Below are 24,526 nucleotides of genomic sequence, written 5' to 3'. Positions count from 1 at the left end.
AAACGTCCCTTCTAATGGACGTTCCGGGCCTTCACCTTGACCTGATCAATATGAAGGTCCGGAATGAAGATGTCCCGAGACTTCATTCCTTGGCCTGAAGGCACGCGCGAGTCCGGTCTGCCTGGCGTACCATGGCCGAATTCGTCACCCCTTCCTGTTGGCAGCCTGAATTCCAGATCGCGGTCCGCAAGACCCGTTAGGCTCCCCGACAGATCAAACAGCTGCTGCGCGACGAGATGCACGACATCGCCTTCTCGTTGGATGCGGCCGTTGATCGCCATCATGGAAGCCCCCAGTGCAATCCGCCTGGACCGCTCGAACAGCTTGGGCCAGATGACGACATTGGCGACGCCCGTCTCGTCCTCAATGGTCACGAAGATCACACCTTTTGCGGAGCCGGGCCGCTGGCGGACCAGCACCAGCCCGGCTGCCATCAGCCACCGGCCATCGCGAGCGGACATCGCTTCGGCACAGGTAACGACCCGACGCGCAAGCAATTCCCTGCGAAGGAAGCTGACGGGATGTTCGCGCAGGGTCAGGCCGGTGTGTCCGTAATCGAGGACGACGTTATGTCCCTGCGTCATCTGCCGCAACTCGACCGTCGGCTCATGCTGCTCGGCAATTGTTCGTGCCTCGCGTTCGGCCGCAGCCGCAAAGAGAGGAAGCGGCTCGTCACGAAGCGCCTTGATTGCCCACAGGGCCTCACGCCGTTCCAGCCCGAGGGACGGAAGAAAGGCGTCAGCCTCGGCGAGTTCCACCAGCGAAGAAGCAGGCACACCAGACCGTCGCCACAAATCGTCGACGCTATCGAAGGGTTGATCGGCGCGCGCGGCAACGATCCGGGCAGCATCCGCCGTTGCCAGGCCTCGCACCATTCGCATACCAAGGCGCACGGCGTGACGCTCTGAGCCGTCGATGGCCTCGAGCGTGCAGTCCCATCGCGACTGGTTGACGCAAACCGGCCGAACCTCGACACCGTGCTCACGGGCATCGCGGACGATTTGAGCCGGCGCGTAGAAGCCCATCGGCTGAGAGTTTAGGAGGGCCGCGCAGAAGACATCGGGGAAGTGACATTTGATGTAGCTCGACGCATAGGCGATCAGCGCGAAACTCGCCGCGTGGCTTTCGGGAAACCCGTAGCTGCCGAAACCTTCGAGCTGGCTGAAGGTCTTCTCCGCGAACCCTTTCGTGTAGCCGTTTCTGATCATTCCACTCACGAGTTTGTCCTGGAAACGCGAGACGCCACCCGTGAATTTGAATGTCGCCATAGATTTCCGAAGTTGGTCGGCTTCGCCCCCGGTGAACCCGGCGCAGACCATCGCCACCTTCATCGCCGATTCCTGAAACAGAGGCACCCCAAGGGTCTTGTGGAGGACCGCTTCCAGTTCAGGCGTCGGGTATTCGACCTTCTCCCTCCCTTCCCGGCGGCGAAGATATGGATGCACCATGTCGCCCTGGATCGGACCGGGACGGACGATGGCTACCTGGATCACGAGATCGTAGAAGGTCTTCGGCTTGATGCGGGGCAACATGGACATCTGAGCGCGGCTCTCGATCTGAAACGTGCCCAGCGTGTCGGCCTTGCGGATCATCGCATAGGTCGCCGGGTCCTCCTGAGGGATGGTTGCCAGATCGAGATCGATGCCCTTTTCCTCACGGAGAAATGCGACGCTTTTGGCCATACAGGTCAGCATTCCCAACGCCAGCACGTCGACCTTCATGAATTTCAAGGCCTCGACGTCGTCCTTGTCCCATTCGATCACCTGCCGATCCGCCATCGACGCCGGTTCGATAGGCACCAGGTCGTCGAGACGATCATGCGTCAGAACGAAACCGCCGGGATGCTGTCCAAGGTGACGTGGGGCTCCCATGAGCTGCTGAGCAAGCTGAAGGGTCAGGGCGAGACGCCGATCACCCGGATTGAGGTTGAGGTCTCTGACCTGCTTTTCACCGACCGCCTCGCTCCATGCCCAGACACCCGACGACAGTGCCTTGATCAGGTCCTCGGGCAGGCCGAGCGCCTTGCCGACATCGCGGATAGCGCCCTTCGTCCGATAGCGGGTGACCGTCGCGCAGAGCGCAGCCTTGTGATGGCCGTATGTCCTGTAAATCCACTGGATGACCTCCTCGCGCCGTTCGTGCTCGAAATCGACGTCGATATCGGGGGGTTCGTCTCGTTCCTGTGAAACGAAGCGCTCGAATAGCAGGTCATTGGTATCCGGATCGATGGAGGTGATGCCGAGCACGAAGCAGACGGCCGAGTTGGCAGCCGAACCTCGCCCCTGGCAGAGGATGCCCTGGGAACGGGCATATCGGACGATGGAAAAAACCGTCAAAAAATAGGGGGCGTATCGCATGGTCTCGATCAGAGCCAGTTCATGGCGGATGATCTTTTCCACACGGGAAGGCAGCCCCTCAGGATATCGGTTGGGCACGCATCCCCAGACATAATGCTCCAGCGATTGCTGAGCAGTCATGCCAGGAACGATAGCCTCCTCTGGATATTGGTAGGTCAACTCTTCCATTGAGAAGGTGCACCGCTCGACGATCTCCATCGTCCGGGCGAGCGCCTCCGGGTAGCGACTGAACAGGCGCTCCATTTCTTCCGGCGGCTTGAGGAACCTATCTGCATGCCGTTCGCGCTCGAAGCCCACGTCGTCGATTGTCGTTCCGGTGCGAATGCAGGTGACCACGTCCTGGAGTTGGCGTCGGGACGGCTCATGGAAGAGGACGTCGTTCGTGACGACGGTCTTCACCCGGTGCCGAGCAGCCATGTTCGAGATTTCGTGCAGCCGCATTTGGTCGTTCGGTCGCCGGCGCAGGCATAGTGAGACATAGGCCCGGTCGCCGAAAATCTCGGCCATCTTCCGGAGCTGGATCGCACAGGTCTCGTCGGGTAGGTCCGGCACTAGGATACCGATGAGACCTTCCGAATAGAGGGCGACATCGTCGAGGTTGAGGATGCATTTGGCTTTGCCACCCCGGCTCTTCCCGAGCGTCAGAAGCCGGGTCATCCGAGAATAGGCGACGCGGTCGGTGGGGTAGACCAGGATAGATATGCCGTCTGCCAAATCGAGCCGGCAACCGACAACCAGCCGTAGGCCGGTCGCACGCGATGCTTCCAGCGCCCGCACGATGCCGGCGAGCGAATTGCGGTCGACGATCCCGAGAGCCTCGATGCCCAGTTCCTTTGCGGTCGCGAACAGCTCATCAGCCGACGATGCGCCCCGCAGGAACGAGAAATGGGTTGTGACCTGCAGTTCCGCGTACCTCATGCGAACGTCCCGTGAAGGAACCAGCGATGGGAGCCGGTGTCGAGATCGACGCCGTCGCCGGAGCGGAAAATCCAGTAACGCTCGCCGCTCTCGTCCTCGACGATGAAATAGTCGCGGACAGCGGCCCATTCGGACGTCCGCTGCCACCATTCGCCGAAGATACGCTCGGGGCCGTCAGCCCGTTTGACGCGCCGGCGCTTGCCGCGCCAGGTAAACCAGACGGGCGGATGGTCAGGCAGCAGAGCCATGACCTCAATCAGTTCGGGCCTATCCATCAGTCTGACCGGACGGGGCCAGACCACTGGCCAGGTTTGCCCGACCTCGGCAGCGACGGCTGATATGCGTTGGACTGATCGTTCCGGGACGTCGCTGGCGACCGGTGCGACGCGATAGATGCGGTAGGTTCCCCGGTTACCAAGGACATCGACGAAAGCCCCGACATCGACCGCGGCGTCTTCTATCAGGCTGGATGCGATCTGCTTGTCATCCAGGGGCTCGACCATGGTGGCGGCGAGACTGAGCTTCTCAATGCCGAAACCGGGATCGATGCGTTCGATGCGGTCACGCAGCAGCTTCGTCAACCAGGCGACGTCGCGCACCGGCTTGGCGGTTCCTGCCCTGAGTGCCTGGATCGTATTGTCGACACGATGGACGATCAAGTCGGTGCGGCGGACGCCCAGTCCCTTTGCCTGTAGCTCGAGACAGAGCTTCGCCACGAGCCGCGAGATGTATTTTCCGATGGTCTCGGCCGCACCGATCGGCTCGGCGAAGGCACGGTGGACTTCGATGATCTCGGGACAACGGATCGGATCAATCGGCTCGGCAACCCGGCCCATCATTTGATCGACACGACGACCGATCTGCGGACCGAAACGAAGTGCCAACGGCGCACGCGGTGTCGCAGCCAGCTCGCCGACGGTCTGGAATCCGAGCGTGCGCAGGCTGACAACGGTCTCGGCATCTAACCGCAGTGACGAGAGCGGCAGCCGCGCAACTGCGTCAGCAGTCCTGCCTGCGGGAATGACCTTGGTCTCGACCGTCATCGATCGAGCCAATCCATATGCGGCTCCCCAGGTGTCGGCAACGACGGCACGAGCTGGCAAACCCCGTGCGCGAAACCGGTTCACGAGACCGGACAGCATCAGTTCCTCGCCGCCCTGAAGATGATCGGCTCCTTGGGTGTCCATGACGATGCCATCCGGTGGATCAGCTGCCACGATCGGCGAATATTGCGACAAAGCCCAGAGCGTCAGGCGTTCGAGGGCTGCACTATCAGCGGCGGGATCGGCATCGATCAGATGGAGGCCCTGTACCACGGCCTGAGCTTTTGCAGCCGCCATGCCAACGTGCAGGCCAAGCCTAACGGCGTTTCCGTCGACAGCGGATAGCCATCGTTTCGAGCCGCTCCTGGCGACAACGACCAGCGGACCGTCAACCGGTATGGACGGATCGGCGCGTCTGATCCGATCTGTCGCCAGTGTCGGAAAGAAGACTGATACGACCCTTGGCATCGCATGCACCTATTTCGAAATCCGCGCTTTCGCCTGCCTTGACCCTGATCAGCTCTGCCAACCATCGCGCTCGCCCAACGCCCGGAACGGGAAGCGGCTCGGATGGCAGAACCGATATTCGCCATCGTGTTGCCGCTGCCGTCGGATGTCCGAAATCCCCCGCCTCGGCCTGCCGTCGCCATCGTCGGATGATCAGACCGATGGTGCCGGAACCCTCGGCGGCCAGTTGCAGACGACGTGACGCGACCATCGGCAAACGCACCGTTTCGGCGACGACCGCGCCCAGCCCCCGGAACCGCAAAGCCTCTTCGAAGGCTTCAAGGACATATTCCTCTTTGATCGCTTCGACATAGATGACGCGATCAGGGTGGAGACCGACCTGGGCCAATGCGGGAGCGAACAGGTCCGGCCGAGCCAGGCACCAGACGACCATGCCCTTCGTCCGGGCCGCGATCCCAGCAACAAAGAGCGCAGCCGCGGCCCCATCAACTGCCCCTGCTCCGCCTCCCGCAAACTCGTGGACCGCGCCGTGGGCCAACCCGCCTCCTGGAAGGCGTTCGTCGATTTCGACCACCCCGAATGGAATGACTGACTTGGATCGCGCGACTGCCCCTTCGAGGTGCTGAATGCGATCTCGCAGGTCGGAGATAATTGGGTTCGCGGCGGTCTGCGCCATTCGGAGCCTTTTCCAAAATCGGGTTTTCATCTCGTTCAAAAGCGAGTATGTTCTCTATTTGTTCCCAAGTGGAATGTGAGTCAATGCGCATATACGGGCGAGCAGCTCTCGAATTGCAACCGAGCGGCATGATCGGAAGCCGAAGATCGAATGGATTCAAACGAGTACGGACGAACTGTCCACAGGCAGCAAATGTCATCGATAAGAAAAAATTCCTGTCGAAAACTCCCGGCGCTACTCGTTCCTGACGTCTTGTCGATGCGGTGTAAAGCACAGGAGAAAAGTCGATGACGGAGAACGTGACCTCATTTGACGGGAGCCAGCAGAGATTGGAAGGCGCACCCTTCGGAGTCACTGCCGACGAATTGCGCATAACCGCCGTTGGGGCCAAAATCGAATTCGCGAAAAGCGAACTGCAGACGGTCCAAGCCTATATTGACGTTGCCTACGCGGGAAGGATCGCTGTGACGACGGATGATGGCAGCGAGCTACCCGCAGACACGCTCGCGCATCTCGGGAGTGTGCTTTCCAACTACGAGCAGGCGTTGTTCGACCAGATCGCGAAGCTTGAATATGAGCAGGAGATGCTGCTCTTCCCGCCAGACGAAGACGAGGACTCGCCAGATGGCGACCGCCTCTCATAAACAAAACGCCCGAACACCCATGAGCGACGCGCCACACGACACAATCAATCGACAGCGCAAGGTCATCCATATCGACATGGATGCCTTCTACGCCTCCGTCGAGCAACGCGATGATCCCGACCTTCGCGGCAAGCCGGTCGCTGTCGGCGGCTCGGAGGCACGCGGCGTCGTTGCTGCGGCAAGTTACGAGGCTCGCAAATTTGGTGTTCACTCGGCGATGCCATCGATAACGGCCAAGCGGAAATGCCCTGACTTGATCTTCGTCAGACCGCGTTTCGACGTCTACAAAGCCGTCTCCCAGCAAATTCGAGAAATCTTTGCCGAATACACGCCGTTGATTGAGCCTCTCTCGCTCGACGAAGCCTACCTCGACGTTACCGAAAACCTTAAAGGCATGGACATCGCGACCGAGATCGCACTGGAGATACGCGCCAAGATCAAGGCGGCTACGGGACTGAACGCGTCTGCAGGGATTTCCTACAACAAATTCCTGGCGAAAATGGCAAGCGACCTCAACAAGCCGAACGGCCAAGCGGTAATCACCCCAAAGAACGGCCCGGCCTTTGTGGAGGTCCTGCCCGTCAAGAAATTCCACGGCGTTGGCCCTGCAACAGCCGAGAAGATGAACCGACTTGGCATCGAGACCGGCGCTGATCTCAAAGCCCGCAGCCTCGAATTCCTGATCAACCATTTCGGAAAGTCGGGCCCCTACTTCCATGGTATCGCACGCGGCATTGACGACCGGCAGGTTAAACCCAACCGCGTCAGAAAATCCGTTGGCGCGGAAGATACGTTCACGGTGGACATTCATTCGTTCGTTCCGGCCTGGGAAGGCATCCGGCCGTTGATTGAGAAGGTCTGGACTTATTGCGATGCCAATGAAATCAGCGCCAAAACGGTGACGCTCAAGGTGAAGTACGACAACTTCACTCAGATCACTCGGAGCAAGACGACTGCGATGCCCTTCGGCTCATACGCCGTTTTGAAGGATGCGGTGAACTCGCTGCTGCGGGCGGTCTTTCCAGTCAGCCGAGGCATCAGACTGCTCGGCGTGACATTGTCGTCATTGGAACGCAAGGCGGCGGACCGCGAACCGCCGCAGTTGCTACTGTTCACGTAGCTGTGCTGGCCTTCCTGTTTCAGGCGCTTGCTTTAGCGACAGCTGATATTGGCTGAGTAGGCCGACGATACGCTAATCTACCCGGCTAAGGCGTCCCCGATTCAGAACCTCAACATCAGGTCGTAACTCATTGAAAAATGATTCGTTTCGAGTCGGAACGAATCACCGTCGCACGTCTTTGAGTCGCGAATCACTGATTCGGAGCGTCGCGTCATGGCGTCAGGACACCGTGCCCAGTGGAAGGGCTTTCTGAAAGTTGGAGAAGTCAGCTGCGGGGTGGCCCTCTACACGGCTGCGTCCACCGCTGAACGCATCACTTTCAACACCGTCAACAAAGCAACGGGCAACCGGGTGAACCGCATTTTCGTCGACGGCGAGACCGAAGAGCCGGTCCCGAAAGAGGAGCAGACCAAGGGTTTCGAGGTCGACGACGGTCGCTACATCATGATCGACCCGGAAGAGATCGCGGCTGCGATCCCCCAAAGCAACAAAACGCTTGAGATCGAAGCATTTGTCCCCTGCTCCGAGATAGACGACGTCTATTTCGACAAGCCTTATTACCTGACACCGAGCGACCGTGCCGGATCGGACGCGTTCACCCTCCTCCGGGACGGAATGAAGAAGGCGAAGGTCGCCGCCATTGCGAAGACGGTGCTGTTCCGGCGGATGCGTACGGTACTCATTCGCCCGCACGGCAACGGGATGATCGCCACGACCCTGCAATACGATTACGAGGTACGATCTTCGAAGGCCGCATTCGAAGGGATACCGAAGGTGAAGATCGAAGGTGAGATGCTCGATCTCGCCAAGCACATCATCTCGACGAAGATCGGGGAGTTCGATCCCGCCACCTTCGACGACCGTTACGAACGGGCGGTCGCGGAACTCGTGAAGGCAAAGCTCGAAGGCAAGTCTCTTCCCAAGCCGAAAAAGGTACAGGTCTCCAAACCCAATGATCTCCTTGCGGCCCTTCGCGAAAGCGCAGGCCTTGCAGGCAAATCCACTGGGCAACCGAAACGCACGGCCGCCAATGCCAACAAAGGCACCCAACGGCAGCGCGCGACGCGCGGGGCGGCCAAGTCCGCCACTCCAGCCGCCCCGCAGCGTAAAGCCGGATAGGACAGCGAACGATGGCACCCCGTCCCTACTGGAAAGGCTACCTCAAGCTTTCCCTCGTCACCTGCCCGGTGGCGATGTCGCCGGCGACATCGGAATCCGAGAAGGTTCGCTTCCATACCCTTAATCGCTCAACCGGGAACCGTGTGGTCTCCAGATACATGGACTCCGTCACGGGGAAACCAGTCAAGGACGAAAACGAGGCTAAGGGCTATGCCCGCGGCGAGAACGACTATGTCATTCTGACGGACGAAGACCTGGACTCCGTGGCGCTCGACACCGTGCGAACGATCGACATCGAAAAGTTCGTTCCTGCCGAATCCATCGGCTGGACCTATCTGGAGAAAGCCCACTACCTGACACCCGACAATCCAGTGGGCTACGAGGCCTTTTCCGTCATCCGCGATGCGATGAAGGCGTCGAAGGTTGTTGGGGTTTCCAGACTGGTCATCGGCCGTCGGGAGCGAGCGGTCATTCTCGAACCCCGTGACGATGGCATCGTGCTTTGGACCCTCAGGTTCGGCGACGAGGTGCGCCCAGAAGAATCCTACTTCGAAGGGATCGACAGCGACTCCGAGAAGGATGCCATGCCTTTGGTGGAGAAGCTGATCAAACAGCGGACGAAACATTGGTCACCGACCATGGCCACCGATCCCATCCAGGAAGCCTTGCTGGCCCTCATCGAGGAGAAAAAGAAAGCCCTAAAACCGAGGAAGACAACGAAAGGCAAAAAACCTGAAACCGCTCCGGCCTCCAATGTCGTCAACATCATGGACGCCCTTCGCAAGTCCGTCGAGAAGGACCTGAAATCGCGTAAGGCCGGATAAAGGAGGAATTAAATGAGCGACATTGCATTCGAACCGATCAGGGAGGTTGCAGTCGGTCTTCCCGATGCGGTCATTTAAGCACCACCACGACCGTCTCCCAAGAGCGCACGCTGGGTCGTCGGCCAGCCGGGACAGCTTCGAGCCTATTTTGGGCGTTGCGACGCTCCTTCTTCCGAAGCCAATCCAGGGCTGAAAACACCTTCCGCGGTGGCAACCCGGCCGGCCTACGCCCTGACCGAATAACTGGAGACCCGTTGTACATCACCCTCGGCAGGGACAGAAAAAATCACCGCAGAGTCACGAGATTCAGCAATGTCCCCATAACAAATTGAGCCAGCGGAGATAATCACAGCTTTCTTGCTTCTGGCGGAATATGCCACGTGTTTATGGCCATGGAACACAACTACATCATGGCCGTCAATGAGCTTCAAGAGCTTTCTAGCATCTGCGAGCTGTAGAAATTTAAGTTGATATGATTTGCGGCCAAATTTATTTTTAATACGCTCTGGCATGCCAATGTGATGATGAACCAAAATCATGACCCGTCGCCCTTTAGCTACATTAAGGAGCAACTCTAGTCTTCGGAGTTGATCTTGCCCTATTCTGCCGAACGCACCATCGGCAACACCCATTGATCCTTCTATATTTGAGTTCAGGCCGATTATAACAAATTCGTCATTATGGAAGAAGACGATCGGAAATATTATTTCCATAAGATTTGACATTAACGGACGCGATCTGGTAGGCCAACACAAGCCCTGCCTTTCAAATTGATCGGCACGTTGGCGCAGTATCTCTGGCGCTTTCAGATAATATATACTGGACGGTTTCGCGGGTAATACAGACACCTCCGGCGGGTATTTAAGATATTCATCGATGTAACTTGTAAACGCCGCTTGAAAATAATCTATGATTTTGAATGATTGATTTTCATGAACAAACTCCCACCTTTTGGGGCAGTCCACGATTACGTTGGCGATGAAATTTAGGCATCGCTTTTCGAACCCTTCAGTGATGTTGCGTTGTGGCGGGCTGAATCCAGTCTCGAGTGAAATGTCATGATTACCTGGAATCACGAGCAGCTTCTCACGATCAAGTTTGATTTGCTTGCACAGTTGTTTAAATATTGCCCACTCTCCAGGAGAACCAGTGTCAGTTACGTCGCCCGTTAAGAATACGAAGTGTGACCTGGGAAGAGCCCACGACAGAGCGGAAGCAGTCGCTTTTGAGACGGATGCAGACGGCAAATCTCCCTCGATGGTAGTGGTTTCGGGAAGATGACAGTCGGACAGATGAGCAATTCGAACCCCTTGTGCCGTTGTGGAGCCCTTAATATCTATCTCACCCAACCTGACAGTTCTGTGAAAAAACGGAAGCAGGGGCACTCCTACCAAAACGAAAGTGAATACCGGCAACTGAATAATCAAAATAAATTCGATAATGGCAACCTGTTTATATTCGAGAGATTCCGATACAAGATAAATATACACCGGAACGACCAGTAGTGCCCAACCAAGTATTTGAATAGGGATGAACAGACCATCGTAGACAGCCAATTCGCCTCTGGTTTTGAAGAACTTCTTCATGTAACGAGAAAATAAAACAAGAGATATTCCAACCAATGTCGCAACGAGAAGAAGTTCGTTTAAGGTAATGCCAAGAATTGGAGTTGTCATCTTGCGCCCCCCTTGAGACGTCATGACTATCTAAAACTTACCTAATATGGTTGCCAAGGGCAAGGCTTGCCGGGGTAGCTTTGGATTCGTCGGCCGATGCGTCTAAGCAAGTGGGCCGTCGGTCAAGGTGATGCTGCCGCTTGCAGGAGTCCAAAACGCGCCGGCTTTAGCCTGACTGACCCAGCCACTGGGAAGATCGTTCGATACGCACTCAATCGTTAGTCTACTTCATGCCGGCTATACCAACGGCTATTTGCTTAACGAGGGGCATCTTGCATTCCTCTCGGGCGTAATCACAATAGTACGGTGGAAGCTGTTGATAGTCGACCTGGCAGGCCGTTATCGCAGCGTTGTCGTTGGCGAACTTGGTGGCGAGGTCGCGTACTTTTCGTTCCAGATTCGATTTGGAGTATGCGAGTGCTATCTGTTCCGTGTTACCCTTGGGAATTACAATGTAACGTGTGACCGCCATCTCCGTGGATGAAGTCAAAATGGGTGGCGCGCTTGATCTCAGTGTTACCCACGATCGACTGTCCCCTTCTTCAGTCTTCCAGAATTTCACCTGAAAGCTGGAGGTATCGACGGCCAGAGGGACGGAGGATTCGTTGGAGAAGGAGATTTCAACGATCAAACCGCCGACGCTATCGAAGGTACACGCGAGATTCGTCGTAAGCTCGTTGTTGGCGAGACTCTCACGCAGATATCCTCCAGCCCACTCACTAAAAGCTCGGAAATAACGCCAGCCTGGGGCGTAGAGCGCAATACTTGCCAACATCAGAATAAGAATACCTCCCACGATGAGACTGGGGATAGTTCTCGGAAATACGAGGTTGACCTTCCCGTATCTAAAAAAAACAGCGGCTAATATCAGCGCCGAAAGAATAAATAACCAAGCAATCCAGGTACTTGTCCCAAGGGTCAGCGCATCGTATATAGGCCAGGCGGAATAGATATAGCGTGTGAGGTAGCCGTCGATGTACTTGAGCGTGAAGAAGAACGCGACGAGGCCTGCAAACACGTATAGCTCCAGCGCAAGCCTCCGGTCTTTGTGTCGCCTGCTGCGTGGTTTTCGATCTAGCGCGTCCATCAACCTGACACCTATGTCCAGGGTCACGAACACCATCGAAGCATCTAATGCCAGATGCCAAATTGTAATGTCGCCAGCCTTCTTGAAACCACCCGCCGCTTCCCGCACAGCTGCACGATGGACGTCCGGATCGTTAAGGAGAATAATCGCAAAGAGGCAACTGCTCACCAGAAGAAGCGAGTGGGGGCCGAATTGTTGGATTTCCCCCCTACGCCATCGACGCCAGAGCATTAGGGTTCCACGCCCAGGAGAACTCCAAATAACTGCCAAGCTGTAGAATACGTTGTAGATCGCAAACACGATCCCTTTGATGACCCGTTCAAGCCAGGCGTTGATCTCAATCATGCCAGCCCCTTCCGAGATCATTAGCCGCGCGGCACTGTCTTTTGTCGAGCCGCCGCCTCTTCCTCGTCGACACCCAGTGCCTGCTTGATGGAGTCAAGCAGCCGGAACAGAATCTCCGTGCAATAGCCGACGACGAATGACGCAGCGGCGGGTGATATCTTTCCGAATACACCGGAGGCATCTTGCCCTGACAGCCATCCGATGACTGTGCCGGCGATCACTGCCAAGATGATCCTTGGTCCATAGGTCTCCGATCGAAGTGGAGACAGGGATACGCTCTCCATCCGCCGTTGAGCATCCCTTAGAATGAACACGACAGCACCCAATAGAGAGGCGATCGCGGGAAGGATAAACGCAGAAATGGTTTTGTTAACATAGCCTTGAATATTCAGGAGCGTTCTCTCGAAGAGACTGTGTTTGCCCTGTGGCGTGGAGACATCCTGTTTGCTTTGATCCCCGAACTGCAGCGTGGCGAAGCGAAGGATTTCGAAGCTATTATTGATTTCCCGATCAATCTCATCGAGAGCCTCGGTGCGTAAAGTGCTGAAATCAAAATCGACGTTAGCGCCGCTTTGCGCCATAGGTAGGGGGAGATCGTCGTTTTTGGGCTGCTGATCGGTTTCGCCAGGAGCTGTTATTGTGGATGTGTTCGCCGCGCGTCCCGGGACCGGAGTGATTGCAAGCTTCTCAAGTCTGGTACCAGCATAAGTTCCGACCCTTATATTGTTGTATTCGTTAATCCTTGCGATTGTATCTGCAACCACGCTTTCCGTGAACGAGACGTACAAGCCGAGTAACAGAGTAACGATGAAGCCGATTACCCCTAGCGTTCTGATGGGACGTTCGACCACCCTATTCGATTTCCTTCCTGAGCCACTCGCTGCATTCATCAACTCACTGTAATAGCTGCTGCGGATAGTATCAGCGGAGGCCGGTCTGGCAAGATTGGACAACTCGGACAGAATTTTCCAAAGAGTTGCTCTCTCTTCATAGCTAGGCGGGTTGGCCGGGTCGAGGATGCGATCCGGCGTTTCCGCGTAGATGCTCAAGGGTTGTTCCAGCAGCTTCTCAGGTTCGAGGCGACCCTCGCGCGAAATGTATGAGTAGAGTATCCGTACGTCCTCCGCAGCTCGCTGCAGCTCCGGACTGAGTGGCGGATACCGCTTCGCTCCGTTGGTCTCCGGTACCGCTCCCACGTTCGAAGGAATTGTAGGGCGTTCCGACATTTTCGGAGTGGATGGAGTTTCCGCTAATGTGACTTCGGGACCGGCGTCGGAAGGTTCGTTCTTGTTCGCAACGGTCCCGGGGACAGTCTTTGGCTCAGAGACATCTTTGCCCGTCGGTTCCTTTTTCGGTATAGCATCCTCAGACATCTCTATTTCCCCTTGATATCAAGAGCGATCTCACAGGCTCCTTCGACCGGACACACTTCAGAATCACCAAAGCGGACGAACAACTCGTACCTTCCCGGGACTAGATAAGTGTTGATCTGGGCATAGAGCCGCCAATCAAAGAATCCGTTATTCCCAGGTAGTGAAGCTTCCCCGCGAACCTCTTCGATCCCAAGCTTTTTGTTGATGAGGTCGAGCCAGGTCCAATGTCCTCGCAAGGCATCGGTTCTGTGCAATCGGATCATGAAGCTGCTAGCGGGTCTGGCTTGATTGGCGAACTTGCGATCGCCTTCTAGCCTCAGCCATACGTAAAGCGGTCGTCCGTCGCGGACCTGGATTTGTCGTTCGAAGCCTGTCGTTGGACAGGCATTAAAACTGCGGTTGACCGCAAACTCGCTAATCATCAAACGCCCGGGCGCTGCTACGCCCCGCACGTTATTCGGCTGGCAGTCAGCAGCCATTGCCCTCGGTGAGACCGATACAATATAGGCAAAGAACGCCAGCATTAATGCCATCGGCGGCATCAACAGCCGTGCCATCTCAGATCACCAGCTCGCGTGCTATACCAACGCGCTTTGCGATTTCCGCGGGTTGATTGGCCGGCCTCTCGAAGTTACGAACAAAGATTGTCACCGCCGCGAGAAGCGATGTCGTACCTCGGAAAGCGACATCGGCCGATTTCTCGTGTTTGGCAATATGATCCAGCATGATGGCGATGTTCCTCTCTGGGTCTTGTAGCTCCGCGTCCGGGAATCCAGTTCCTACGCCACCGTTTTGGTTGAGCTGGAAGAGACCGTGGCTGTGGCCGTGGTCCCCAACAGCTTTAGGGTTGAGACCAGACTCGGCAATTGCGTTGGCGATTGCTGTGATCTGCTGCAGTGATCCATACCCTGCTTCGCCAAACTTGGTTGCAATCAGAACTGCGTTCTGCTTCCTAGTGTTCGGAATGATAGAAGCATCGAAATCGATGTCTAAGTTCGGCACGCCGTCGGGAGCAACACGAGCGTCCTCGGCCCCAAGAAGCTGCGCGCTGGCCTGAGAGGCGAACTGCCGGGTATCATCAATTGCTCGCTGGAGATCAGCCGCGACTAAATCGATGAGCTTTTTTCCTGTATTTGCCTCGGCATATTTTTTGTCTCGCTCGCGACCCAGGCTAATGCCTTCGACATCAAGTTCCGCGGGGGACACAGACGCTATTAGTTCGCTGAGCTTTGCATTGGGTTGCGCCATGATCGCATGCGCAATGGAGGAGCCAAACGTCTGTGCAAGATACAGTTCGACCGCTGTCGGTTGGTCGGACAACTTGGCTGCGACCCTCTGCTGAGCGGAATTGGCCATTGCTGCAAAGACCATGCATTGGGCTATCCAGTTCTTTCGATCCTCGAGTGAGTACGCGAGCTGGAGTTCCGGCTTGTTGCAAAATGTCAACCATTCTTTCTCGTTGAGCGCGAACGGCCCCCAGTCGCCGTCAGTCTCGCACTCGCCGTCTACAAGATCAGTGCGCATTTCAGCGACCGCCAGCATGTAGTGAGCCGACGTCTCTATGAGCAGCGAGTCCCACGCGCAGATGTTTGCGAATACCAACTTGTCGATTGGGCCAAGGGTATCTCTTAATTTATCGACCGCCAACGCGCTTACCCAACCCTCAGGCTCTCCCGGCGCTCCAAGAACTCTGATCTTTAGCCAACCTCCGTCGGCTTCGTCCAGAATGCTGACCTTCGCTCCCCCAGGAGCATCGCTACCGGTACTCTCGCCCCCCGGCTTATTACGAAGAGTTCGCGTGCTCGTTACCACTGGCATTGTGCCCTCCTATTTAAGATGGGTTGCGAGTTCTTCGACCGTCGTGTACTTGACGTCTCCAACGTTTTTCCTGTTTGGTCCGCATTTGAGCGGCTGCGACAACTTTGTCCCAACCTGCAGTGTGGTGATTTCCGTTTTGGTGACGCCAAACGTGGTTATACGGGGGCGTCGATCGCCCAAAGCCTCGAACAGTCTGGCAATCGCTGTTCTTGTTTGGTCGTCCCATCTGCCCGTCGGCTGGACGCACACCATTTCCTGGATGTTTCGGAGTTCGCGGGGCGGCGTGGCTCTTTCATCATCGTTGATGCCGCCTACATCGGTACGTGGTTTCGGGCCTGATGTTGGCCCCGCCAACTTAACGTTTACCGATTGAATTGGCGCAGTGCGATCACTCGCTGCTTTCTGCCACGCGCTGGTTCTGGTTCCAGTAACGATGTCTGTACTGCCAGGTCCATAGATCGCCTCCGCAGTGGCGTCAGCGATGTGGTCGGTCAGCATGGCTTCGATCGTTACAGGGGTGCAGAGTTTGAGATATCCCTGTATTTCGCGGTATGCCGCCGGTCCGCTGTTGATCGATGACTGGTGGGCTGCCGCCGCGTTGCGATACGCGGTCATGATCTTAGAAACGAATTGCTCGGTCTTGCTCGGCGGGAGAGAGAAGAGAAAGTTATCGGCATAAACATTCACGAGGTTTTGCCCTAAGCCAAAAGCTTGAGCCGCAACTGCGATGGATACGGCGCTGGCACCTGTTACCGCCAGGATGGCATTCGTCGTCTGCCCGAACGCGCCCAGGCCCTGTTGCGTAGCGCTTCTTCTGTGTTCAAGATCGTGAAGCGTCTGGAAATAGCTGTTGCACTGGCTGTCAACGAAGTTGAAGCCTGACTCTGTGATGTCGTAAAAACTTACGCTGTCTTTTGCGTAACCAGCATCCGCCGACAAAGCGTTCAAAATCGCTGTCGAAGAAGTCGAGTATGCCGCGACCCTGGTTGCCGTGAACGTTTGATCAATACTTGTCGGCGTCGTTGAGCATGAACTAAGTGATGCTGACAACAGAGCACAATAGAGCGTGGCGACAAATCGCAATGCTGCCTCCAGATGATGAATTTCCCCTCAACTACATCTGAGAGTTCATTAAATGCTAATAAACTCTAATTTGCAATGATTAAATGGATTACTTGCACTACAACGTGTATCTGTCGGCTGCGGAGACTTCGGTAACGGCTAAGGTTTTTAACTGGGATCAGGAGGGAAAGACTGCTAGATACCAGATTTTCCACTTCACGCGGATGAATAGCGGCCGCGAGCTTTTCCGGGATACGAGGTGGCCGTCGTCTGCGAGACCGAAGATGCCGACGAATATTTTATCGCATCAGCGGGATAGAAAGGCCGATGCTGTTGGAAATACCGCCGACAACACTAAAGCTTGGCCTTGTGCCGCGCCTTGATCGCGCGAGCAATTGCCGAACCTGGTCAACGGGCCGTTCTGACCGGATCGTTTCAAAATAGTACGTTGAATCCAGAAATCATCGTCAAGTGGCATGTCGGAGGGGAGTGCTGCAGTGCTTGATGAAAGCGAAGTCTCTCACAGAGAGAAATGGAAGGTCGAACGAAGCTTTCGCGAGCACGAGATCGCCGTCAACAGGGGTCGGTTGATTACAAAGACCACCTTGTCCACGGTCGAGCCGAAGCGCTCAACATTGTCAAACATCTTGCCAGCGTAAGATGGCTTGCGCGTTTCGCCCGACTTCATACGCTGGCTTATCTTCGCCAGGCTCCAACTCGGGCTCTTCGTCGTCTTGACCTGGTAGAAACTCGAACGCGTCGGTGCCGAGAGATTGTCCAGTTCAGCGATATCATCGTGAAATTCGAAAGCCACCGCATATTCCGCGCCAGCAGAGTGCAGCGAGATTACCTTCATAAGGCCCCAAGCCGTCTGGAAGTCGAACCGATCATAGGCCGTCCGCCCGCCGCTCTCCCGCTCGGGCACTTTCAGTAGGTCTTCGAGTATCGTCAATGACATCCCCGCCAAGCCATCGAATCGTGCAACAGCTTCCAAGTTGCGTGGGAACGCACCTTATTGGTGTTTTTAGTCTGCGCAAGCCGACGCCGTCCAACAAGAATCGGTTCTCTGACTACCCAGGGACCGAGGGAGCAGACTTTCGACCTCTCTCGGCGGCAGCTTATTGCGATCGCTAGATGTCCTTGAGGAGAAGATTCAGCAACCGCTCTTGAATCGACTTCCATCGCTCGTGTGGCCAATGAGTTGATCGATCGGGCAGCCATCGACGGCGTCTGATGAATCGCGTTCAGCGCGGAGCGATGACAGCCTATCTCCCAAGAGCGTCCATGCGTTCTCGGAGTCGCGCTTCGCCAGACACGCTGCCCTTCCGCCGGGAGGCGATCGGGAAAGTACACTTATGGGCAATGCTGCCGCGCGTGGCCGGCTTGGCATGTCCAGAAACCATTGACCTGATCGTCATGCAGAACGGTCGGGTCCTCCGCGATCCCGAAAACCCTCATCACGTCTTCCTTGGCGACAACGTTTTCGAGCCTCGGACCCGTGTCGTTTCTATTGGAACCGCGAGAAACTCCACATCGGCCGCCCTCAGCCGCTTTGGATGATCGCCGGCTGCACACTGGGAGTGTCAATTCCCTGCTTGCGGGACATGTAACATCGGGCAATATGGGTTAATTTTCACGAACAAACGCTGCATTCAAGCATGTCCGCAGTTACCCTTGAAGGTTGGGCACCGAGACTGGGATGCCAGATCATGAAGCGTGAGGAGGTCGCGCGGTCGCCTATGCTGTCTGGAGAACAACTTTGGACAAGTGGCGAATGGATAACATACGAAATGGAATCAGGTTCTCCGGAAGCGCTAGACGCTGTAACAAAGGTCCTCAATACATGGAACGCGTTGGAAATTTGCGCTTTCGTCAGTGAATTCGGGTTCCCATGCGGGATGTTTTCCGAGAGGATCGGTAACAAACAATGCTATTCCGTTGATGACTTGCGAAAAGCAATCTCAACGCTCAGGAGGTTAGATGCGATGGTCCGGCTCGGCCGGTTCCATGATGTGAACTACCTTAACAAAACCCGTCATCTCGGGAGGCATCAACCGGCTTTCGAATTTGTTTTAGATACCGTTGATGGCGGTCGCGGTTTTGCGTCGAAATTGGTGACCAGAAGTCTTCACGCATTTTTGGTACACGAGATCACATCCCTCACGCGGCCGGGGCACGTTTTGTGGGCGTGCGCACAGTGCTCTGAGCTTCAATTTACAAAGAAACGTTCAAACGCCAAGTATTGCTCAGACGAGTGCAAAACCGCTAGCAGTCGCCTGCGATAGTGCGGCCGGTCGAACAAGATCACGGCCGAGTCTACCTTCTAAGAATTCCTGCGCGCCATAGGATTTTATTCACAATGCCGCCGGACCGGCTATGACCATCACTTTGAACGTCGTCCCGGCTTAGAGGTCGTAGACGGAGCCCTTGCAGAAGTCCGCTAATCTGGCAGCATGGGCCATCGCTGACGGTCGAAGGCATCCTTACCATGTATGCCATAATACTAGAAGGCCGAAGACCGACATGGGGATGCGAAATCATGTCGTCCGACGAGATCATAAAATCGGGTAAGTTCTTTGGTGATCAAATATGGATGCACTCCGAGTGCACCAAATACGAGCTAGTCTCAGGCTCGCCGAGAGCCAGGGAAGCCGCTGTCAAACTGCTTAACACCTGGTCTCCTCAGGAAATCTGCGCTTACATTGACGAATTCGGATGTCCAGATGGCGGCTTCCCTGTGCTGTGCCAGGGTCGAGAATGTTATGCCGTCACATCGCTCCAGCGGGAATTCTCAGACCTGCGAGAACTCAACAGAATGGTTTGTGCAGGTAGATTTCGGGAAATCAATGGGCTTGAACCAGGAAACCCCAGCGGTCGGTATTCGGTCGGTTTCGCGCAGGTGATCGATCCCATCGGACGCGGTGACGACTTCGTCACGAAGCTCGTAACTTCCAGTCTATATGCATTTCTAGTGCATGAAATAACCTTGCTTGCATTGAAGGGAGAGCCTCTGCTGCCTTGTGCACGGTGCACCAAGGTGCTGCTCGCGAAAAGACGGGCCGACGCCAAGTTTTGCTCGCCCGCTTGCAGAATGGCGAGGAGCCGGGAGCTGCAAAAAAGCCGGAAGTGACCAGAATGTGACCATTTCGGATTTTGTCACTTGAGCTTTTCAAGGGAAATATCTGACGAGCCTGAACAAACTATGCAGGCATGCTTGGTAGAGTACAGTCTTTGGAGACCGCCGCTCTACCAACTGAGCTATACCCCTTCATACCGGTCATTCAGCGTCCAGGCCAAGACCCGCAAATCGCTGTTGAAAAGCATGGCGCTCCCTTTAGGACGACGACAGCGGATTGGCAAGCACGATTTTCGATTTTCAAAGCCATTCTGTGCATATGCGAGCGATCGACTTTTCATCGCGCCACCTCATTGCGCACCGGGCTCCGTTCAGACCTTCACATATTTCCGCCAATCGTGCTCTTCCTTAAAACCCAACACCTCGCGGATCTTGCGATTGGAGAGCAGACCTTCATATTCGCCGACCTCGCGGGTGAAGGGCACGTTCGGGAAGAATCGCTTCGCAAGCTCCTTCGACGGGGTATTGGCCGAGACGGTGTCGTTGGCCGCGTTGAAGACCTGATAGCCGAGACCGTCCTTTTCGATGCAGAGATGGCAGATCTGACCGAGGTCGCGGGCGTCGATATAGCTCCAGGCAATGCGCTTGCGCATCTCGGGATTGGCGAAAAAGGTGGGGAATCGCTCATATTCGTGCGGCTCGATGACGTTGCCGATACGCAACGCATAGATGTCGAAGCCCGAACGTTCGGCAAAGGCGCGGGCCGTCTTTTCATTGACCACCTTGGAAAGCCCGTAGGAATCCATCGGATTGACGTCGTAGTCCTCCTCCAGCGGGAACTGGTGGAAATCGCGATGGCCTTCGGCGAAGCAGACGCCGTATGTCGTCTCGCTCGATGCGACGATGATCTTCCTGATTCCGAGCTTCACCGCCGCCTCGATGACATTATAAGTGCCCATCGTGTTGATGCGGAAGGTTTCGTTGTCAGGCTTGATCAGGATGCGCGGGATGGCGGCGAAGTGTACGACGGCGTCGAAGGGCTGCACGCCCCTGCCCGCATCGAGATCGGGAAAATCGCGGTGCATCGAGAGCGCGTTGAAGACCTGGCCGCTATCGGTGATGTCGGCAATGAGATTGGTGACGCCGGGACTATCCAGCGGCACGAGATCGAGGTTGTGAACCTCGTAGCCTGCATTGACGAGCCACGGCACGGTATGGCGACCTGCCTTGCCCGAACCGCCCGTGAACAGAATTCGCTTCTTCATGGAATAATCCTCCGCGCCATGACATCGGAGGCATAGTTAGACGCTTCCGCGCGAAGAGCAAGCGAGCGTCCGGCAAGGGTTCACCCCCGCATCGCCAGGCGCACCCTATCCGGAGCACCTGGCCGATCAGTTCCGATCACCGCAAAAGCCTGCGATGCTCCGGAGTGTCGTCACTTGACGACACTTACCTCCAGCGGCGTCACTTGACGACGCTTAACTCGTCGATCTGCACTCCGGCTGCCTGAACAACCTCTTGCGGAATTGCAGCGATGAAAAACATCGTGAAAACATACATTGCGAATATCGTCGCAGCGAATGTGGCCTTTGGAATCATCCGGGCTCTCCTCTTTGCAAGAAGGAGTCTGGACTAAACTGGGCAATTCACAAACCGGTTTCTGAACGCTAGATGAACAAAATACTGTGACAGGCCCATTTAACGATATTTTTACAACACCTGTTAAGCCAACCGAGAGGCATCAAAACGAAAAAACCCCGCTGTTTCCAGCGGGGTTTTTCATGAATTGAAGGTAATCCAGGATTACTCGACGATCGAAGCAACGATACCGGCGCCGACGGTGCGGCCACCTTCGCGGATCGCGAAGCGCAGCTTTTCTTCCATCGCGATCGGAACGATCAGCTCGACGGCAACCGTGACGTTGTCGCCAGGCATAACCATTTCCGTGCCTTCCGGCAGCGTCACGATGCCCGTCACGTCGGTCGTGCGGAAGTAGAACTGCGGACGGTAGTTGGTGAAGAACGGCGTATGACGGCCACCCTCTTCCTTCGTCAGGATGTAGGCTTCAGCCATGAACTTCTTGTGCGGCTTGACAGAGCCCGGCTTGCACAGGATCTGGCCACGCTCGACGCCGTCACGGTTCACACCGCGAACCAGAGCGCCGATGTTGTCGCCGGCCTGGCCCTGATCGAGCAGCTTGCGGAACATTTCAACGCCGGTCACCGTCGTCTTCGAGGTCGCACGGATGCCGACGATCTCGACTTCTTCGCCAACCTTGACGATGCCACGCTCGACGCGGCCGGTCACAACCGTACCGCGGCCCGAGATCGAGAACACGTCTTCGATCGGCATCAGGAACGGCTGGTCGATCGGGCGCTCAGGCGTCGGGATGTAGGCATCGACCGCAGCCATCAGCTCGCGGATCGCGTCTTCGCCGATCTTCTTGTCGCTGTCTTCAAGAGCAGCAAGCGCCGAACCCTTGACGACCGGGATATCGTCGCCCGGGAAGTCGTAGGACGACAGAAGTTCGCGAACTTCGAGCTCGACCAGTTCGAGAAGCTCGGCGTCGTCAACCTGGTCGACCTTGTTCAGGAACACCACGATCGCCGGAACGCCAACCTGGCGGGCCAGCAGAATGTGTTCGCGCGTCTGCGGCATCGGGCCGTCGGCGGCCGAGCACACCAGGATCGCGCCGTCCATCTGGGCAGCACCGGTGATCATGTTCTTGACGTAGTCGGCGTGGCCGGGGCAGTCGACGTGCGCATAGTGACGGGCCGGCGTCTCATATTCGACGTGCGCCGTCGAAATGGTGATGCCACGGGCCTTTTCTTCCGGAGCCGCGTCGATCTGATCGTACGCCTTGAACTCACCGAAGTACTTCGTGATCGCTGCCGTCAGAGACGTCTTGCCGTGGTCAACGTGGCCGATCGTGCCGATGTTGACGTGCGGCTTGTTGCGCTCAAACTTACTCTTTGCCATTTGAATGCTTCCTGTGAACGAAATAGTGGACCCCGGCGAACCGGTTTAGTGCCGCCGTTTAAGGCTTTCGGCGACATTGCGCAAGACTTAATTGCAGACGCCATTCTTGGTGTGACAGCGCATATGGGGGACAATTCGCAGCCTGCAAGGCGATTCGCCGAAGCCCCCTTCAAAAACGCTGAAATCCTTGGAGAAAATCGCGTGGACTGCCGGAGACGAGCCACAGGCGCCCCGGGGCCGAGCGCCCTCGCCTGCCGCTATTGCCAGCCTCTTCCAAAACAGGTGCATGCGGAATTGTCGCGGCGGCGCCGGGTATGAATGGGGCTTGGGAAAACTGGAGCGGGTAGCGGGGGTTAAACTTAATACCGCTCCATTGTAAAGACTATATAATCTGGCGTGAGACTCGGCCTCTGTGGCGCATTTTGGGGCTCAATATGGGGCACAATAGCGCGTTTGAATATCGAACCTCAGGCTTATAGCATCCGATCTGTTAGTCCAGCTCAAAAATCGCGGCATTGTCCTGCACTTCGCGCAGCCCCTTGTAGGAGGCGTGCCGAAGCTTCCCGTCGTGCGTCCAGGCTCGATATTCGATCTCAGCAACCAGTGTCGGCTTGATCCAGACGAGATCCTTCCGTCGGCCGGAATATCTGATGGCCGGCTTCGTCGCCTTGATCATGTCCATCGTCGCGCGAAGCTCCATCGCCTGGCTGGCCTTAAAGCCCGTTCCGACGGAGCCGACGTAAACCAGCTCGGCGCCCTTGCGAGCCGCGAGCAGTAGCGCGCCGATATTCCCGAACGCTGCGCCGGATCGCTGATAGCCGACGATCACGAAGCCGTCGCTCTGGATGCACTTGATCTTCAGCCAGTCGCCGAGGCGGCCGCTCCGATAGGTGCTGTTGCGGTCTTTTGCGATGATGCCTTCCAGATCGTGTTCGCAGGCGATGCGCAGAAGCGTATCGCCGTCCGCATCGATCTCTTCGGAAAGCCGGATGGCATCTTCCCCGCCGGGCGGTACCAGCCCCTCGAGGAGGTGTCGCCGCGAGGTGAGTTCGGTTCCTGTGAGGTCATGGCCGTCGAAATAGAGAAGATCGAATGCCATCAAGACCGCTTCCCGCGACGTCCTCTTTCCGCCTCGGCCGCCGAGCGACTGCTGGAGCCTGCCGAAGTCGGACCGGCCCCGCTCGTCGAACACGACGGCCTCGCCATCCAATATCGCAGTGGAAACCGGAAGGCGTCTCGCCTCGGCCGCGATCGCCGGAAAGCGCTCGGTCCAGTCATGGCCGCCGCGGGTGAGGACGCGAACGCCTGATGGCTCGATGTGGACCGCCACCCGGTAGCCGTCCCACTTCACCTCAAAAGCCCATTGCGGACCTTTCGGCGGCCGTGGCTTCAGCAGCGCAAGGCAAGGGTCGAGGCGCGCCGGCATGGAATCAAGGAGGAGTTGCGGCTGGGCAGGATCGCGCCGGCGTCGGGCCTGGCTGCGGATCGGGGCATCAATGTCACCGAGTAGCGGCTTTGAAGATTTGCGAGGCGGCTTTGTCATTCAGCCACTTCATCAGCATTGTCTTAAAAAGCAATTTGCCCGTATTCATTATTGACGAAGGCGCCAACAAGAACATATTAGCAACTCGCTCGGGCGGAGCATTCACCAAACATGCGGCGGAAACGCCTCGCAAGAGGAGAGGATCGCTATGCCCAGGTTTCTGGAAATCGCAAACTGGTCGCCCGGATATATCAACGTGGCGCCGCAGCACATGGTCATCATGGCCGAATGCAAAGCGTGCGGCGAAACAAGACAATTCCTCAAGTCGTCTTTGCCGGAAAGCCTTCGGCACGCACTGATAAGGGAGATAGAAGAGCGGTTGAAGTGCTGCTCATGCGGAGCGAAGGCGGCAAAACTGCGATTCGGCAGCTTCAAAGGTGAGGAGTGAGAAGGGCAAG

The 24,526-nt window shown here is 56.5% G+C and carries 19 protein-coding genes; 5 read left to right on the top strand and 14 right to left on the bottom strand.

Going from position 1 to position 24,526, the window contains the following annotated elements; all coding sequences use genetic code 11:
- Positions 1-11: 11 nt before the first annotated feature.
- The 3 genes from QMO82_RS09180 to QMO82_RS09170 are packed head-to-tail and all read right to left on the bottom strand — an operon-like array spanning position 12 to position 5,462.
- Positions 12-3,275: an error-prone DNA polymerase gene (locus tag QMO82_RS09180; protein WP_183606680.1), complete on the bottom strand. Its 3,264-nt coding sequence runs from the start codon at positions 3,273-3,275 to the stop codon at positions 12-14.
- Complete coding sequence (locus QMO82_RS09175) at positions 3,272-4,786, bottom strand: DNA polymerase Y family protein (protein WP_183606582.1); 1,515 nt, start codon at positions 4,784-4,786, stop codon at positions 3,272-3,274. Before QMO82_RS09175 ends, QMO82_RS09180 begins: the two co-directional genes overlap by 4 nt.
- Positions 4,707-5,462, bottom strand: a complete 756-nt coding sequence (locus QMO82_RS09170; RefSeq protein ID WP_183606581.1) for an ImuA family protein — start codon at positions 5,460-5,462, stop codon at positions 4,707-4,709. Before QMO82_RS09170 ends, QMO82_RS09175 begins: the two co-directional genes overlap by 80 nt.
- A 287-nt stretch (positions 5,463-5,749) precedes the next feature.
- Here QMO82_RS09170 and QMO82_RS09165 point away from each other — a divergent pair, with 287 nt between their 5' ends.
- The 4 genes from QMO82_RS09165 (at position 5,750) to QMO82_RS09150 (ending at position 9,169) form a co-directional block, all read left to right on the top strand.
- Positions 5,750-6,106 carry a hypothetical protein gene (locus tag QMO82_RS09165; protein WP_183606580.1) on the top strand — a complete coding sequence of 119 codons (357 nt, stop codon included), beginning with the start codon at positions 5,750-5,752 and terminating at the stop codon, positions 6,104-6,106.
- Between the two features lie 19 nt (positions 6,107-6,125).
- Positions 6,126-7,226, top strand: a complete 1,101-nt coding sequence (gene dinB / locus QMO82_RS09160) for a DNA polymerase IV (RefSeq protein WP_183606679.1) — start codon at positions 6,126-6,128, stop codon at positions 7,224-7,226.
- A 213-nt stretch (positions 7,227-7,439) separates the two neighbouring features.
- The gene (locus tag QMO82_RS09155; protein WP_183606579.1) at positions 7,440-8,345 is read left to right on the top strand and encodes a Ku protein; all 906 of its coding nucleotides are present in this window, start codon (positions 7,440-7,442) and stop codon (positions 8,343-8,345) included.
- Between the two features lie 11 nt (positions 8,346-8,356).
- Entirely contained in the window at positions 8,357-9,169 is an 813-nt protein-coding gene (locus QMO82_RS09150) for a Ku protein (protein WP_183606578.1), read from the top strand.
- A 224-nt stretch (positions 9,170-9,393) separates the two neighbouring features.
- On the opposite strand, the gene QMO82_RS09145 is transcribed toward QMO82_RS09150, so the two are convergent.
- The 11 genes from QMO82_RS09145 to ligD form a co-directional block, all read right to left on the bottom strand.
- Positions 9,394-10,845, bottom strand: coding sequence for a metallophosphoesterase (locus QMO82_RS09145; RefSeq protein ID WP_283196638.1), 1,452 nt, complete (start codon positions 10,843-10,845; stop codon positions 9,394-9,396).
- Between the two features lie 223 nt (positions 10,846-11,068).
- Complete coding sequence (locus QMO82_RS09140) at positions 11,069-12,277, bottom strand: hypothetical protein (RefSeq protein ID WP_183606576.1); 1,209 nt, start codon at positions 12,275-12,277, stop codon at positions 11,069-11,071.
- A gap of 20 nt (positions 12,278-12,297) precedes the next feature.
- Positions 12,298-13,650 carry a hypothetical protein gene (locus QMO82_RS09135; RefSeq protein WP_183606575.1) on the bottom strand — a complete coding sequence of 451 codons (1,353 nt, stop codon included), beginning with the start codon at positions 13,648-13,650 and terminating at the stop codon, positions 12,298-12,300.
- A gap of 2 nt (positions 13,651-13,652) precedes the next feature.
- Positions 13,653-14,207, bottom strand: a complete 555-nt coding sequence (locus QMO82_RS09130; protein WP_183606574.1) for a hypothetical protein — start codon at positions 14,205-14,207, stop codon at positions 13,653-13,655.
- Between the two features lies 1 nt (position 14,208).
- On the bottom strand, positions 14,209-15,468 hold the full coding sequence (locus tag QMO82_RS09125; protein WP_183606573.1) for a phage tail tip lysozyme: 1,260 nt from the start codon (positions 15,466-15,468) through the stop codon (positions 14,209-14,211).
- A gap of 9 nt (positions 15,469-15,477) precedes the next feature.
- A complete protein-coding gene (locus QMO82_RS09120; RefSeq protein ID WP_183606572.1) occupies positions 15,478-16,551 on the bottom strand; it encodes a hypothetical protein in 1,074 nt (357 codons plus the stop codon).
- Positions 16,552-17,050: 499 nt separating this feature from the next.
- Entirely contained in the window at positions 17,051-17,482 is a 432-nt protein-coding gene (locus tag QMO82_RS09115) for a dsDNA nuclease domain-containing protein (RefSeq protein WP_183606571.1), read from the bottom strand.
- Between the two features lie 2,495 nt (positions 17,483-19,977).
- Positions 19,978-20,871, bottom strand: coding sequence for an NAD(P)-dependent oxidoreductase (locus QMO82_RS09110; protein WP_183606570.1), 894 nt, complete (start codon positions 20,869-20,871; stop codon positions 19,978-19,980).
- A 199-nt stretch (positions 20,872-21,070) separates the two neighbouring features.
- The gene (locus QMO82_RS09105; protein WP_272783439.1) at positions 21,071-21,205 is read right to left on the bottom strand and encodes a hypothetical protein; all 135 of its coding nucleotides are present in this window, start codon (positions 21,203-21,205) and stop codon (positions 21,071-21,073) included.
- Positions 21,206-21,409: 204 nt separating this feature from the next.
- Positions 21,410-22,585: an elongation factor Tu gene (tuf, locus tag QMO82_RS09100; protein WP_003573803.1), complete on the bottom strand. Its 1,176-nt coding sequence runs from the start codon at positions 22,583-22,585 to the stop codon at positions 21,410-21,412.
- Positions 22,586-23,075: 490 nt separating this feature from the next.
- Positions 23,076-24,128, bottom strand: coding sequence for a non-homologous end-joining DNA ligase (gene ligD, locus QMO82_RS09095; protein WP_283196637.1), 1,053 nt, complete (start codon positions 24,126-24,128; stop codon positions 23,076-23,078).
- Between the two features lie 148 nt (positions 24,129-24,276).
- Here ligD and QMO82_RS09090 point away from each other — a divergent pair, with 148 nt between their 5' ends.
- Positions 24,277-24,516, top strand: a complete 240-nt coding sequence (locus tag QMO82_RS09090) for a hypothetical protein (protein ID WP_283196636.1) — start codon at positions 24,277-24,279, stop codon at positions 24,514-24,516.
- Positions 24,517-24,526: the final 10 nt, after the last annotated feature.

It is taken from the genome of Rhizobium sp. BT04 (genome assembly GCF_030053135.1).
Taxonomy (GTDB): Bacteria; Pseudomonadota; Alphaproteobacteria; order Rhizobiales; family Rhizobiaceae; genus Rhizobium; species Rhizobium binxianense.
This window is presented reverse-complemented; position numbering and strand designations above follow the sequence as displayed.

What these genes read in the sequence shown, in the direction of transcription:
- QMO82_RS09180 (WP_183606680.1), bottom strand. Translation starts at nt 3,275, where the DNA reads ATGAGGTACGCGGAACTGCAGGTCACAACCCATTTCTCGTTCCTGCGG.
- QMO82_RS09175 (WP_183606582.1), bottom strand. Translation starts at nt 4,786, where the DNA reads ATGCCAAGGGTCGTATCAGTCTTCTTTCCGACACTGGCGACAGATCGG.
- QMO82_RS09170 (WP_183606581.1), bottom strand. Translation starts at nt 5,462, where the DNA reads ATGGCGCAGACCGCCGCGAACCCAATTATCTCCGACCTGCGAGATCGC.
- QMO82_RS09165 (WP_183606580.1), top strand. Translation starts at nt 5,750, where the DNA reads ATGACGGAGAACGTGACCTCATTTGACGGGAGCCAGCAGAGATTGGAA.
- dinB (WP_183606679.1), top strand. Translation starts at nt 6,126, where the DNA reads ATGAGCGACGCGCCACACGACACAATCAATCGACAGCGCAAGGTCATC.
- QMO82_RS09155 (WP_183606579.1), top strand. Translation starts at nt 7,440, where the DNA reads ATGGCGTCAGGACACCGTGCCCAGTGGAAGGGCTTTCTGAAAGTTGGA.
- QMO82_RS09150 (WP_183606578.1), top strand. Translation starts at nt 8,357, where the DNA reads ATGGCACCCCGTCCCTACTGGAAAGGCTACCTCAAGCTTTCCCTCGTC.
- QMO82_RS09145 (WP_283196638.1), bottom strand. Translation starts at nt 10,845, where the DNA reads ATGACAACTCCAATTCTTGGCATTACCTTAAACGAACTTCTTCTCGTT.
- QMO82_RS09140 (WP_183606576.1), bottom strand. Translation starts at nt 12,277, where the DNA reads ATGATTGAGATCAACGCCTGGCTTGAACGGGTCATCAAAGGGATCGTG.
- QMO82_RS09135 (WP_183606575.1), bottom strand. Translation starts at nt 13,650, where the DNA reads ATGTCTGAGGATGCTATACCGAAAAAGGAACCGACGGGCAAAGATGTC.
- QMO82_RS09130 (WP_183606574.1), bottom strand. Translation starts at nt 14,207, where the DNA reads ATGGCACGGCTGTTGATGCCGCCGATGGCATTAATGCTGGCGTTCTTT.
- QMO82_RS09125 (WP_183606573.1), bottom strand. Translation starts at nt 15,468, where the DNA reads ATGCCAGTGGTAACGAGCACGCGAACTCTTCGTAATAAGCCGGGGGGC.
- QMO82_RS09110 (WP_183606570.1), bottom strand. Translation starts at nt 20,871, where the DNA reads ATGAAGAAGCGAATTCTGTTCACGGGCGGTTCGGGCAAGGCAGGTCGC.
- QMO82_RS09105 (WP_272783439.1), bottom strand. Translation starts at nt 21,205, where the DNA reads ATGATTCCAAAGGCCACATTCGCTGCGACGATATTCGCAATGTATGTT.
- tuf (WP_003573803.1), bottom strand. Translation starts at nt 22,585, where the DNA reads ATGGCAAAGAGTAAGTTTGAGCGCAACAAGCCGCACGTCAACATCGGC.
- ligD (WP_283196637.1), bottom strand. Translation starts at nt 24,128, where the DNA reads ATGACAAAGCCGCCTCGCAAATCTTCAAAGCCGCTACTCGGTGACATT.
- QMO82_RS09090 (WP_283196636.1), top strand. Translation starts at nt 24,277, where the DNA reads ATGCCCAGGTTTCTGGAAATCGCAAACTGGTCGCCCGGATATATCAAC.